This is a genomic window from Halolamina pelagica, assembly GCF_900115675.1.
Taxonomy (GTDB): Archaea; Halobacteriota; Halobacteria; order Halobacteriales; family Haloferacaceae; genus Halolamina; species Halolamina pelagica.
Window position 1 is genome coordinate 16,947 of the sequence record NZ_FOXI01000021.1, and the last position, 12,133, is coordinate 29,079.

General features: G+C 64.7%; 12 protein-coding genes and 1 pseudogene. 8 read left to right on the top strand and 5 right to left on the bottom strand.

From position 1 onward, the window contains the following. Positions 1 to 27: 27 nt before the first annotated feature. Positions 28 to 156: a DUF7503 family protein gene (locus tag BMZ83_RS17400; protein WP_255458120.1), complete on the bottom strand. Its 129-nt coding sequence runs from the start codon at positions 154 to 156 to the stop codon at positions 28 to 30. 135 nt (positions 157 to 291) lie between these two features. After that, positions 292 to 504 (bottom strand): hypothetical protein, encoded by a 213-nt coding sequence (locus BMZ83_RS17275; protein ID WP_074880557.1) that lies wholly within the window; start codon positions 502 to 504, stop codon positions 292 to 294. A gap of 98 nt (positions 505 to 602) precedes the next feature. Between BMZ83_RS17275 and BMZ83_RS15105 the strand changes: the two genes are divergently transcribed. Further along, positions 603 to 1,967, top strand: coding sequence for a restriction endonuclease (locus BMZ83_RS15105; protein WP_074880560.1), 1,365 nt, complete (start codon positions 603 to 605; stop codon positions 1,965 to 1,967). Between the two features lie 289 nt (positions 1,968 to 2,256). On the opposite strand, the gene BMZ83_RS15115 is transcribed toward BMZ83_RS15105, so the two are convergent. Then, the gene (locus BMZ83_RS15115) at positions 2,257 to 2,466 is read right to left on the bottom strand and encodes a twin-arginine translocase TatA/TatE family subunit (RefSeq protein WP_074880567.1); all 210 of its coding nucleotides are present in this window, start codon (positions 2,464 to 2,466) and stop codon (positions 2,257 to 2,259) included. A 102-nt stretch (positions 2,467 to 2,568) separates the two neighbouring features. Then, positions 2,569 to 3,195: a DUF7344 domain-containing protein gene (locus tag BMZ83_RS15120; RefSeq protein WP_074880570.1), complete on the bottom strand. Its 627-nt coding sequence runs from the start codon at positions 3,193 to 3,195 to the stop codon at positions 2,569 to 2,571. 409 nt (positions 3,196 to 3,604) lie between these two features. Here BMZ83_RS15120 and BMZ83_RS15125 point away from each other — a divergent pair, with 409 nt between their 5' ends. Then, positions 3,605 to 4,303 carry a hypothetical protein gene (locus BMZ83_RS15125; protein WP_143077014.1) on the top strand — a complete coding sequence of 233 codons (699 nt, stop codon included), beginning with the start codon at positions 3,605 to 3,607 and terminating at the stop codon, positions 4,301 to 4,303. A gap of 50 nt (positions 4,304 to 4,353) precedes the next feature. Here BMZ83_RS15125 and BMZ83_RS15130 read toward each other — a convergent pair whose 3' ends face one another. Beyond that, positions 4,354 to 4,902, bottom strand: a complete 549-nt coding sequence (locus tag BMZ83_RS15130) for a DUF7344 domain-containing protein (protein WP_143077015.1) — start codon at positions 4,900 to 4,902, stop codon at positions 4,354 to 4,356. A 560-nt stretch (positions 4,903 to 5,462) separates the two neighbouring features. Between BMZ83_RS15130 and BMZ83_RS15135 the strand changes: the two genes are divergently transcribed. The 6 genes and pseudogenes from BMZ83_RS15135 to BMZ83_RS15160 all read left to right on the top strand — a co-directional run. Further along, on the top strand, positions 5,463 to 6,971 hold the full coding sequence (locus BMZ83_RS15135; RefSeq protein ID WP_074880579.1) for a vWA domain-containing protein: 1,509 nt from the start codon (positions 5,463 to 5,465) through the stop codon (positions 6,969 to 6,971). A 153-nt stretch (positions 6,972 to 7,124) separates the two neighbouring features. Beyond that, positions 7,125 to 8,657, top strand: a complete 1,533-nt coding sequence (locus tag BMZ83_RS15140) for a vWA domain-containing protein (RefSeq protein ID WP_074880582.1) — start codon at positions 7,125 to 7,127, stop codon at positions 8,655 to 8,657. Between the two features lie 277 nt (positions 8,658 to 8,934). Further along, positions 8,935 to 9,717 (top strand): hypothetical protein, encoded by a 783-nt coding sequence (locus tag BMZ83_RS15145; RefSeq protein ID WP_074880585.1) that lies wholly within the window; start codon positions 8,935 to 8,937, stop codon positions 9,715 to 9,717. After that, positions 9,714 to 10,847, top strand: a complete 1,134-nt coding sequence (locus BMZ83_RS15150; protein ID WP_074880588.1) for a hypothetical protein — start codon at positions 9,714 to 9,716, stop codon at positions 10,845 to 10,847. The genes BMZ83_RS15145 and BMZ83_RS15150 overlap by 4 nt, the downstream gene beginning before the upstream one ends. After that, positions 10,844 to 11,791, top strand: coding sequence for a signal peptidase I (locus tag BMZ83_RS15155; RefSeq protein ID WP_074880591.1), 948 nt, complete (start codon positions 10,844 to 10,846; stop codon positions 11,789 to 11,791). The genes BMZ83_RS15150 and BMZ83_RS15155 overlap by 4 nt, the downstream gene beginning before the upstream one ends. Further along, positions 11,781 to 12,133, top strand: a pseudogene (locus BMZ83_RS15160) (hypothetical protein); the annotation flags it as partial. The gene BMZ83_RS15155 and the pseudogene BMZ83_RS15160, both read left to right, overlap by 11 nt.

Here is a 12,133-nt window from a genome sequence, read left to right on the forward strand (position 1 = left end):
GATTCAATCTGGGCCTGACAAGATGCGCTACGGACCAACGTATGAGTTTCCTGCCGCTGCAACCGATCCCATCTGGGTGAGGAGGACACAGATCATGAAGAGGACGCCAGCGAGTTTCGGGTGCGATGCAACGTAGTTTGCCATCTTCTCAGACATGACGTTCCACACCTCACCTCGGTGAATATTCAATCTTTCTTATTATTACTAATAGACAATAAGTGTGCAAAAGATACTGACCTCGATTTCGGCAAATGAACGGGCTTCTGCCCGGGCGTTGGTTAAGACCTTTCCCTACTTTTCCTCCCGCAGCTCTTCCGCTTTCCACTTGAGTCGGCGCAGTATCTGTGGCCGGTTTTGCTGGGTATTCTCGTAGGCCACACACGCTCGAAGTGTGTCCATATCTGCGATCGTCGCAATTCCGGCCTTGATCAAGCGTTTGTTCGACGATTCGAGACGTTTCTCGGGGGAGAGTTCATCCCCAGTGGTGGTTGATGATGTACCCATATTGGACGCTACCACCCATTGACAGCGCGAAAAACCAGGCCTAAACTGCATTCGGGAACGTATTTATTGTTCGAAAGAAACGACCTAGACATTCCCACATGGCTGTACTGGACGATCTCTCGGGGTTCGAGTTCGAGGACGTGATGGAGGACGTGTTCCGGAACCTCGGATACGAGAACGTCCGCCAGGCCGACCGCACGGCTGACGAGGGTCGCGACGTCATCATGGAGGAGGTCGTCGACGGCACCCGGCGTGCGATCATCGTCGAGTGCAAGCACACGGGGACAGTCGGGCGGCCGGTCGTCCAGAAGCTTCACTCAGCGATCGCGACGTTCGACTTCGACGGCCCGAAACGCGGAATGGTCGTCACGACCGGCCGGTTCACGACCCCGGCTCAGGAGTACGCCGACCGCCTCCAGCAGAACGACGACCCACACCCAATCGAGTTACTCGACGGCGAGGACCTCCGGGGGATCGCCGACGAGATCGGCCTCGACCTCTACAACGGGCGCATCGAGATTCTCTGCGACGAGACCCTACGCCCGTACGACCCGGCCGCCGACGTCGACGCGCCAGTCACGGAGGCGTTCCGCGACATTGAGAACATCGAGGCCGCCGACCTCCCAGAACCCCACTCATCGGTGACGTTCCGCCCGGTGGTCGCGGTCACCGCGGACACGAACGCCGTCTTCGAGACGTCGGTGGGCGTCATCCACCAGATCAACGACCGGACGCGATTCGTTGCCCACGCCGAACGCGGGCAGCCGCAGGTCGTCGAGGAGGACGTCGGGACGCTGGTCACCGAGAATCTCCACGCGACGGTTGAACTCGACACCGAGCAGTTCGGAGAGGTGTTCGACGACGTCGAGGAGCGTAGGTTCGGACAAACCCAAACGGAGTACAAGGAGTGGGCCGTCGAGCGGCTCCAGCAGCACCACACAACGACGGTGACCTACACGGGCGACAACAACGTCACGTACAACAAGACCTGCGAGCCGAACCGCTCGGACATCTCCGTGCAGTCAATCGAACCAGTGTACCTCCCCGAGGTTCGGCACACGACCGACATCCAGGAGTACACCTACCCCTACGAGTACTACGCGGCAGGCCCGTCACGAGTGACCGCCGAGGATAGCATCCATCGGTGCGTTCACTGTGACACGAGCGGCGTCGATGAGACGTACACCTACTGTCCGAACTGCGGGGCAATCGCCTGCGCCAGCCACATCAAAACGGAGCGGCTGGAAGGTGAGCCGGTCTGTACGGGCTGTGCAGTCACTGAGCGGTTCGCGCTGAAGACGAAGTACTTCTACGACGACCAGAACCTCGAGGCGTTCCGCGAGGAGTACGCCGAGATGCCGCTCCACGAGAAAGCGATGGAGAACAAGTGGCTGGCCGGGGGAAGCGTGGTCGCGACGCTGCTGCTCGTCGTCGGACTACTCGTCATCGGCGGCATCATCTGAGCGGGCTCGGTATTCACGCCGGCTTAGCGACCATCTCTTCGAGCGGGTGCTCAAGCGGGCCGTGGAACTGCCAACTAGCCCGCTCGAAGGCCTCGTCGGTCGGCCCATCCCACCGCGGGAACGCGGAGTGACCGCTCACGGTCGCCGTCGGCGTCACCGCTGGAGGGTGTATAATCTGCATCGTTCGGCTCGACCCACGAGCAGTCATGGTGGCGTCAGCCAACGGTTGGTCGTAACCAGCGGTTCGCAGTGGACAAACAGTAGAAAAAGCCGCTCCGACGCTCGATATTCAGTCGTTCGCGATCTCCACCTCCTCGGACGCCGCGTCTCGCAGATCGGTCTCTAGCTCTTCGCGGCCCCGCTTGAACTCACCCATCGCCTGCCCGCTGGAGCGGGCAAGCTCCGGGAGCTTGTTCGCGCCGAACAGAAGGACGAGGATTAGCAGGATGACGATCATCTCCGGGCCGCCGGGCATGGCAAACAGTGGAATCAGAACCATACCCGCAGCAGGATGGGCGATAGCTTAAGAACGCAGTCCCTGCCACCGAAACCGGTAGCCGACGGCGGGGATCGAAATAGGCCGAACGGTGTCCGTACCGGCTCAGTCGTCCGCAGAGAGGGTGTTCTCGGCGGTTCCGTCCGTGTCGCTCCGGAAGGCACGACGTTCCAACTTCTCGGTACGCGATCGGAGGTAGGTCCCCAGCGTCACCAGACTGAACGCCACCGTCACGACCGCGGCGAGCTGATAGCCCGAAAGCAGCGTAAACGGCGCCACGCCCGCCCACGAGAGCAGGCTCACGACCGCCGAGGCGAGGACCGCCGTGAACGCCACCTGGTACTCCAAAACAGCCGGGCCTTTGGGCACCCGGAGGTAGGGGCGAAGCTCGCGGCCACGCTCCGTAAGCGAGACGGTTCCACGATTCACATCGTAGTCGACGACCCCGTGGCGGGCGAGCTTCGGCAGATGGGTCTGTCTGAGCGCCGTGTAGGTGCGCTTTCGTTCCTTTGAGCTGATCGCTTCCAGGGATTTCCCAGTCTCCCAGGCGGCGAGCTGACGCGCCAGCTCCGAGACGGTTGACGCCTCGTCACGACAGAGCGCGTGGATGATGTTGCGACGGCGACGACTACTCAGTATCGTAAATGCGATATCGCGACCTGTGTGGTCGCCATCGTAAGCGTCATTTTGTTCGTCGGAATGTTCCCCCGTTTTCGTTAGTAGGTGTTGCATGTCTTCATCACCACGTCGTTGTGAGGTGCCTACTTCGACCCATACAAGAGAGACACAGGCAGGTGATATAAACATGAAGTAAGAGTCAATTATGGCAATCTAACGGGTGTGCTTCACAGTCGGACAGCCGGAGGGGTAAGTAAGGCACCGCAGTCGTACGGTATGATGTGCCTGTCTCAGCGTATTACCTACCGTACCGGTAATCCGAGACTAGTCGTCAGTTCATGTTTATTCTCGTCGGGCGCCTACACCAGCCATGGTACGATTCACGCAACGACCGGCCCGCACGCCCGGCTTCGACTGGCTAGCACGCGTTCGCAATCCCGCTTACACCGGCCTAAACCGGTGTGTGCCCTGTACCGTGGTGAACGTTGGTCTCACAGCCGTCGCCGCACTTGGGGTGGCCACAGTGTCACCCCCATTGGGCGTCGCCGTCGCCATAGCGGGGCTGACAACCACCTACCTCTGGGGCTACGCCGTTCCTGGGACACCCGAACTTACCAAGCGCTACCTGCCGGACCGCGTCCTCGCGTGGTTCGACAAGGCACCGATGACGGACTCGCTGGGCGGCATCGACCCCGAGGCCTACCTCCGGAGCGCCGGCGCAGTCGTCGATATCGACGGCGACATCGCGGTCCCGCCCGCCGTATTCGACGAGATCGCCACACGAGTGGACCGATTCACCAGTGACGACGTCCTCGCGGCCACGCTCGCGGATACGGTAGGGCTCGACCCCGATGACGTGACCGTCTATCCCGACGGTGTCGGCTACGCGGCACGGGTCGGGCGCCAGCCCGCCGGTCGGTGGGAGTCGCGAGTGGCACTCGCCACGGAGCTCGCGGCACACGATCTGTTCAGCCGCCGGGTCGGTGGCTGGCGTGCCCTCCCCGCGGACACCCACGGCGCGCTCCTGGGGGCGTTCCGGCTGGCGCTCCCGCGCTGTCCCGCCTGTAACGGCGACGTGATGCTGGGCACGGAGACAGCCGAGTCCTGCTGCCGGGCCTACGAGGTACTTGCGGCCACCTGCGAGGGCTGTGGCGCCCGGCTCTTCGAGGTCGATGCTGCGATGGTCGGTCAGGAAGCGGCCGTCGTCGACGAAACCGCCTGAGTCGCTCGGACGTTTTTGAGGTTGGAAGAAGAGAATCCCCGGGCGCCCGCTCAGCTCTCTACCGGCTGCCAGCGCTCCTCGCTCGCGTCAGGCGTCCACGCGCTCGCGAGCCGTGGACGGAGTGTCCAGGAGTGGTACGCAGAGCTGCCAGCGTATGCGCCGAGTGCGATCACCGCCGGCACCAGTGGGTCGACACCGCCCAGCATGGGAAGCTCGGCCAGCGAGCCGACGACGCCACAGAGCCCGGCAATGCCGACGCCACGGTAGAGTTCGAGCCACGAGACGCCCAGTGGACCCGCGCCCCGGAGATGCCGAACCACGGGCTTGGCAGCTGCCGTCGTCCGATAGACATCACGCTCCCGGCGGACGAGCCCGTGACGCTCCAGCGTCGGGAGATGGGTCTGGCGAAGCGACGTTGAGACGCTCTCGCGGCGGGCCCGCGGCGCCGGCATCGTCCCCGTCTCGACGGCGGCGACGGAATCGGCGAGCGCCGTCAGCGTCGTGGGCGCCGCGGCGTCATAGAGATACTCAAGCGCGAGGCGGCGGCGTTCACAGCTCAGCACCTGCCAGAGATCTGCATCGGGAAGTGGCTGGGTCATAGTGGATTCGTCGACAGCCGCGGGCGGCACCGGCGGCTAGTGTCTGTTCTCCCGTACGTGCGAGGGTCTCTAAAGGACGGACTCCCTGCATCCAGGACAGTGGCCACCAGTCTTCCGGAATGGGGGTGCCTGCCACTTGCGATCCGATCGGTGGTGACGTGGGAGGGAGACCGTACCAGGCTGGCAGGGAGTCCAAGCAAGCCGCAGAACACCTAGTTCGGGGGAATACAGGCGGTTCATGGGTAAGTCACCGCCCATCCAGGGGGTATTGTCGCAAAAGCCTCTCGCGGCCCATCCGCGAAGGTTTGCTGTCGACGACAGCACTACCCCCTCGCCATCATCGGCGGCGGGCCGCAGTAGGTCGTCAGAGGCAGACCGCGACGGGCGCCCCCGTGGTCGCCCACCGACCGCCCGTGTGGGCGTTCGAGCAGACTCTGGCCCGCCGGGGCCGCCGCGACACTGCGGCGGCGAGCCGGCACGGCGGTGCGAGACCGCCGACGGGCGATCTCCTGCTACGGAAGCCGGAGAGAACCGCAGACGAACAAACACAACACAAACCAATGGACGACAAACCACAACTGTTCAACACCACCCGCCGCCAGCTGCTGGCCGGGATGGGCGCCGTCGGTCTCGCCTCCGCGGGCGCTGGCCTCGGTACGACCGCATACTTCAACGACACCGAGTCCTTCGAAGGCAACAATCTCCAGGCCGGTGAGTTCGACCTCAAGCTCGACTGGCAGCACACCTACCACGGTGCGATGAACGACGACATCTACGCGTCCGCGGGTCGCCCGTACGTGAGTGCGTTCCCCGACGCGGACGGAGACGGCATCCGCGACGAGTTCCTGACCCGCGGTGAACTCGCCGCGGAGATGGAAGACGACGAGACCTCCCAGGCCGTCGAAGACGCCTACCGCGCGCAGTTCGCCGACGTCCCCAACGACTTCGAGTCGCCGCTCATCGCGCTCGATGACGTCAAGCCCGGCGACAGCGGTTGCCTCTCGCTGTCGATGCACCTCTTCGACAACCCCGGCCACATCTGGCTGGGAACCGAGAACGTTAGCGCTTCCGAGAACGGCCAGAACGAGCCCGAGGCTGAGGTCGATGAAACCCCGGAGGGAGCGGGTGAACTCGCCGAGAACATGACCGCCCGCGTCTGGTACGACGACGGGAACTGTGAACTCGACTCCGGGTTCGAGGGCGAGACGGCAGAAGTCGTCGCCGTGCTCGACCGCTCGGGTTCGATGGACGACGACACCGGCAACCCCGCGACCTCCGCGAAGTGGAACGGCGCGAAAGACGGCGTCGAGACGCTCGTCGACGCGCTGGCACCCAACACACCCAGCGTCCAGTTCGGCCTCGCGTCGTACTCCTCGTCCGCGACCGTCGACCAGGCACTCACCACCGACCCGAGTGACATCGACGCCGCGCTGGGTACCCTCACCACGGGCGGCTCAACCAACATCGAGTCCGGCCTCGCAGCGGCCGACGGGATGTTCAGCGGCACCGCCGACTCCGAGATCATCGTCGTGTTGACCAACGGGAACGAGACCACCGGTGACGCAGTTGGTTACGCCGCCGGCATGAAGTCCGACGGTAAGACTATCTACACCATCGCGTACGGCAGCAACGCCAACGCGGGCACGCTCTCACAGATCTCTTCGGGAGCTGCATACTCCTACCTGGCGACTGAACTCGCGGCGATCGAGCAGGTGTTCGCGGCTATCGGCCAGAGCATCTCCGGTGAGGAGGTCATCGTCGACGGCACGATGGCTGACGTGATCAATGCGCTCGAAACCGGCGTTCACCTCGACGGCAACCGCGTCGACGAGGAGGATCAGTGTTTCGTCAACTCCACGACCCAGTACATCGCCATCGACTGGGAGGTTCCCACCACGGTGGGCAACGAGATCCAGACGGATAGCCTAGAGTTCGATCTCTCGCTGGTGGCCGAACAGTGCCGCCACAACGATGCGCCCGAGAACCCCTTCGCCCCCGAATCCACCCCTACTCCGACCCCCACCCCGACGGACACGGGCAACACAACCGCGACGGACACGGGCAACTGATCGACTGACTACGCGCCCACACGGGCGCCCCACCGCCGGGAGCATCGCTCCCGGTCCCCCGCCCGACGGGCATGGCGGCTCCGTAGCCGCCCGTGACGGTTCGACTCCGTCGCCGGGTCCTCAGCTCGCGATCGTCGTGAGCGATTTCCAACAATGAGCCAAGACAAGCAACTGATCAACACCACCCGCCGCCAGCTGCTGGCCGGGATGGGTGCCGTCGGTCTCGCCTCCGCGGGCGCTGGCCTCGGCACGACCGCCTACTTCAACGACACCGAGTCCTTCGAGGGCAACAACCTGCAGGCTGGCCAGCTCGACCTCAAGCTCGACTACAAGGCGACCTACGACGGCCCGAACGGCCTCGAACTCGTCGGCCAAGCCCCCACGGAACAGCAGATGCTGGACCAGTACGGCGAGGTCATCGATGGCCCCCTGACGTGGGAGCAGCGCGCTGACGTCGGCTTCGCGTGTGACACCGTGGGCCTCATCGACGGCGACGGCATGCCCATCTTCGACCTCGCGGACGTGAAGCCCGGCGACTGGGGCGAAGTCACGATGAGTTTCCACATCTGTGACAACCCCGCGCACGTGTTCTTCCGTGGCAACGTCCACGAGGATCTGGAGAACGGTCAGAGCGAACCCGAAGCCGGGGTCGACGACTCGACCGACGTCGGTGAGCTCTCGGAAGCTATTGACGTGCGCATGTGGTACGACGAGAACTGCTCGAACACGTACGACGAGAGCATCGGCGCCGCGGACGTGCTGGTCGTCCAGGACATCTCCGGTTCGATGGTCTACAGCGGTAACGGCGGCGTCATCGCCGACAGCAGTGGCGGAACGACAACCAAGCTCAACGTCGCAAAGGACGCCATCGGGGCCTTCGGCGACGAAGTGTTCGGCGGCGGCGCGGACGTGGAGCTCGGACTCTACACCTTCGGGAACGAGGACTACCTCGGTGACGGCACGCCCGCCGGCGACGACGTAGGTATCGCACTCGCTCCCACTGACGATGCGACAACGTTCGACACCGAAGTCGCGAACGTGCAGGCGGCCGCCGAAGGTGTCGGCGGCACTGCGCTCGGGCTGGCCGTTCGCGAGGCCAACGACTTCCTGCAGGCGAACCTGCGCAGCGGCGCCGAACCGGTCATGATCGTCCTGACTGACGGCGAGCAGTTCAACTCCAACGTCGACGAACTGGCCGAGGCCAACACTGCCAAGAGCGAGGGCACCCGGATTGTTATGATCGACATCAACGACCTGGGCGACGGTGAGCCCCAGCTCCTCAAGGATATGGCCGGTAGCACCCCCACCACGGCGGGCAACGGTGACGGGACCGACTACTACCAGAGCGCGGATGCCCAGTTCGCGACCGCCGCCGTGGACATCTTCGACTCCATCCTCCAGACCATCGTGGTCGCGGAAGCGGTCATCTTCGAGGGAACCCTCGCGGAGTTCCGCAACGAGTTCGCCGACGGGATGACGCTCGACCCCGCACCCCTGCTGGGCGAAAGCGTGAGCAACGGGCTGTGTTTCCGGCCCGGGACCCACTGTGTGGCGTTCGAGTGGTCCATCGACGCCGAGACAGTCGGCAACGAGATCCAGACCGACTCGGTCCAGTTCGACTTCGACTTCGCGGCAGTCCAGTGCCGCCACAACGACGAGCCCGAGAACCCCTTCGCATCGGCCTGAGTCAGCTACTCGTTTTTGTCCCGACCGGCCGGGACTCTTTGATCGTTTGTTTTGCCTTGGTCCCCTGAAGATTCCTATGTCGGGAGCCCAGTGCAGGCAGAGAATCGACCGAGGAACCCAGAGTTGGGTGGCACAGGACCACCATACCGCCCGAGAACGGTGATCGTACTTCTAGGCTGTCGACCCGTACTAATGCTCTCCCAAAGCGTCTACGGGAGTAACGCGCCCCATCGGGCGGGCGCGGGAGAATACTATGAATAACCCAACTCGACGGGGCGTGTTATCAGCGCTCGGCGGCGTCGGTCTCGCGGCGGTCGCGGGGTCGGGGCTTGCCGGGGCCACCACCCCGCCGTTCTCACGCTATACCCTCGCCCAGTCGACGGAGCCGGAGGGCTCTCTCCGTGTCGCCTGGTACGAGCGCTACAACGATGTCCTCGTGGACGGGACCGGAAACGGAACCGGCAACGCCACCAACACCCTCGACCCATCGTTCGAACCCAGCTACGTCGCCGACGCGCCGGGCGCCGTCGTCTCGTTGGGGAACGTGCTGCCGGGTGACCGCGGCACGCTCGTTGTCGGGCTTCAGGCCATCGACGCGGATCTGAACGTCTGGTTCCGCCCGCGCATCCTCGAGAACGCTGAAAACGGTCAGAACGAACCGGAGATAGTCGCCGAAGGCCTCGACACCAACGGTGTCGGCGAGCTTGGGTCGTCCACGGACATCCTGTGCTGGCTGGACAACAGCGCCGTCTTCGGCTCCTGTGATGGCCAGCCCGACCCGTTCGAACCCCGTGTCAGAAGCGACGCCGGTGAGACCGCCGTGGGTGCGTTCACGGCCGTCGCTGACACGTTCGACGATGGCGTTCGCCTCCCCTTCGACGGCGGCGATGGCTGTCCCGACGCCCTGCCCGCCGGCGGGAACCGCTGTGTCGGGCTCCGCTGGGAACTCCCCGACGACGTCGGAAATATCGTTCAGAGCGACTCGTTCGAGTTCGCCCTGGAGTTCATCGCCGTCTCGTGTAGCGATGACAGCAATCCCTTCGCGGAGGCGAGCGAATGAGCCGCCGTATCAGCCGCCGGGAACTCTTGGCGGGTATCACCGCGGCCGGCGCCGCCGGCACTCTGTCCGGCGTCGGTACCGCGGCGCTGCTGGTGGATCGTGAGACCCTCGCCGCGAGCGCGACGAGCGGCCGGGTCGACCTCCAGATCGATACCGGCGACGGGCCTGTCGACGCGATGTCCGGCCCGATCGAGCTCGATCTGCCCGCGCTCGAAGCCGGCGCGGGCGGGAGCACGACGCTTTCGTTACTCGTGCCCGATACGTCGGGGTCCAACCCCGCCTATCTCTGGCTTCGAGCTGGCTGCGGCTTGGAAACGACGCTCGGCCCACATCTCCGGCTGAGCGTCTCCCGAACCGACGGTACGGGCGGTCACCTCTTCGAGGGGACCCTGACAGAGTTCTTCGCGGTGTTCGCAGCGGGCGTTCCGCTCGACTCGAGCGGCGACGCGGTCGCTGCCGGCCACCAAGACTGTGTCCAGCCCGGCTCGACGCTCGAGCTCCTGATCGAGTACGAACTCTCCCCCGCCTACGTCGGCGACGAGACGCTGAGTATCCTGCTCGAGGCCGCCGCGGTGCAGTGTCGCCATGTTTCCCCGACCACGCGACCCCCCGAGTTCGGGGCGGGGCTCGGCCGCAGCGACTGTGTTCCCGACTGCCCGTGCTGCCCCCTCGTCGGGAAGTACGAGGTGGTGAACGACACGCTCGGATCCGGAAACTACCGGTTCACGGAGGGCTCCTCGGCGTACCGGCTGACGGTCTCGAACGTCGAGACCAACGACGACGGTGAACCGGTCGCTGCCGAGTTCGGCGTCATCCCGGCCGACGGCACTTCCGACCCACTCGACGTGTGCGTGGTCCACGTCAAATCCGCAACCGATGTGTTCACGTACCGTGACGAGGAGACGGACAGCGCAGTCGGCACGACCGGGAAATCGATCAGCCATGTGACCGTCGGCGTCTGCACCGCCGAACTGTTCGTCGACGATGGCCGACGCTGCCCCGAGGACCTGATCTCGGACCCCAGCCTCGGTACCCCCGGGAACAGTGGTGGCGGAGGCAACGGGAACAACAATGGCAACGGCAACAGCAACGACGACGGGAACAACAACGGCAACGGAGGTGGCCAATGAGCTCCCTCCCGATGCGTCAGCTGGCGTTGACGATAGTCGTGCTCCTCGCCGTAAGTCCATTCGCAGCGTACGCGGCGCCCGCAATGGTCGGCGCCGACGAGAGCTACATCGTACTCACCGGAAGCATGGAGCCCGGCCTCGTGCCGGGTGACGTGGTGTTCGTGAGCAGCGTCCCAGCAGCTCAGATCGGCGTGGGCGACGTGATCACCTTCGAGCGTGGCGAGGGGCCGCCAACTACCCACCGCGTTATCGAGGTGGTAACCGCAAACGGCGATCGGACGTTCCGAACGCAGGGTGACAACAACGAAGATCCCGACCCGGTGCCGGTCCGTTCCGAGCAGGTGGTGGGGGTGGTGACGTTCTCGATCCCCTACGTCGGGACCGTGATTACCGCGGCCGATAGCCAGTACGGCTTCGTCGGGTTAGTGGTGCTCCCGTTCGCGCTGCTGGTCCTCGACGTTAGTTACGGCAAGCTGCGGGCCCGCCGCGGCGCAGCCAGCGCCGCGGGACAGGAGGCGGATAACCTCCCCATGCTTTACGATCAGGCCGAGGCTGCGCGGGTCTACTACGAACGCGCCGACGCCGCGCTTCGCGAGGCGGAGGCAACCGCTGGTGGGTTCTCCGGGCGGGATATGACTGCCGCCATCGCCGTCGGCCTCGTGCTGGTGGGCTACGCAGCCTGGAACGCCTACTGGCAGATGACGGCGTTGGGCCAACCCCGGCCGGAGACGATGTCCGTGTTCTCGGGCGCGCTGGTCGGCCTGGTGTTCCTGATCTATCTGCGAGTGACTGGAACAGATAGCTCCGAGACGCTGGACTCGACGGCCGCAACGCCGACGCCCGCGACGGGGGATCGGAACCACGGGGCATCCGAGCGCACCGAGTCGTTCGTTTCGAGCGTGCCTCGGCCGGTCGCCGAGGAGGAGGTACACGATGCGGACTAACCGAATCGCGGTCCTGCTCGTGACCATCTTCGTGCTCGCCGCAGCCGGGGCGGGCGGACCGACGCTGGCGCTGCTCTCAGACGGCGAGCGCGTCGATGTGGCCCTGCCCGTGCGCGGCGATGCCGAAGCGGACGCCACCGAGATCCCGACGACAACTGAGAGCGGGACGGAACCACCGACGATAACCCAAACGTCGACGCCGACGGGGAACAACACGCCGACTGATGCGAACACGTCGACGCCGAGCCCCAACGAAACCGGGACGGTGACTGAGACACCGACGGAGACCGCCACACCAACCACCAACGAAACCACCACCGCCACACCAACCACCAACGAAAC

Excerpts from the sequence above, each read along its gene's own strand:
- BMZ83_RS15135 (WP_074880579.1), top strand. The coding sequence starts at position 5,463 with ATGGACGACAAACCACAACTGTTCAACACCACCCGCCGCCAGCTGCTG.
- BMZ83_RS15115 (WP_074880567.1), bottom strand. The coding sequence starts at position 2,466 with ATGGTTCTGATTCCACTGTTTGCCATGCCCGGCGGCCCGGAGATGATC.
- BMZ83_RS15105 (WP_074880560.1), top strand. The coding sequence starts at position 603 with ATGGCTGTACTGGACGATCTCTCGGGGTTCGAGTTCGAGGACGTGATG.
- BMZ83_RS15150 (WP_074880588.1), top strand. The coding sequence starts at position 9,714 with ATGAGCCGCCGTATCAGCCGCCGGGAACTCTTGGCGGGTATCACCGCG.
- BMZ83_RS15130 (WP_143077015.1), bottom strand. The coding sequence starts at position 4,902 with ATGACCCAGCCACTTCCCGATGCAGATCTCTGGCAGGTGCTGAGCTGT.
- BMZ83_RS17275 (WP_074880557.1), bottom strand. The coding sequence starts at position 504 with ATGGGTACATCATCAACCACCACTGGGGATGAACTCTCCCCCGAGAAA.
- BMZ83_RS15140 (WP_074880582.1), top strand. The coding sequence starts at position 7,125 with ATGAGCCAAGACAAGCAACTGATCAACACCACCCGCCGCCAGCTGCTG.
- BMZ83_RS17400 (WP_255458120.1), bottom strand. The coding sequence starts at position 156 with ATGTCTGAGAAGATGGCAAACTACGTTGCATCGCACCCGAAACTCGCT.
- BMZ83_RS15155 (WP_074880591.1), top strand. The coding sequence starts at position 10,844 with ATGAGCTCCCTCCCGATGCGTCAGCTGGCGTTGACGATAGTCGTGCTC.
- BMZ83_RS15120 (WP_074880570.1), bottom strand. The coding sequence starts at position 3,195 with ATGCAACACCTACTAACGAAAACGGGGGAACATTCCGACGAACAAAAT.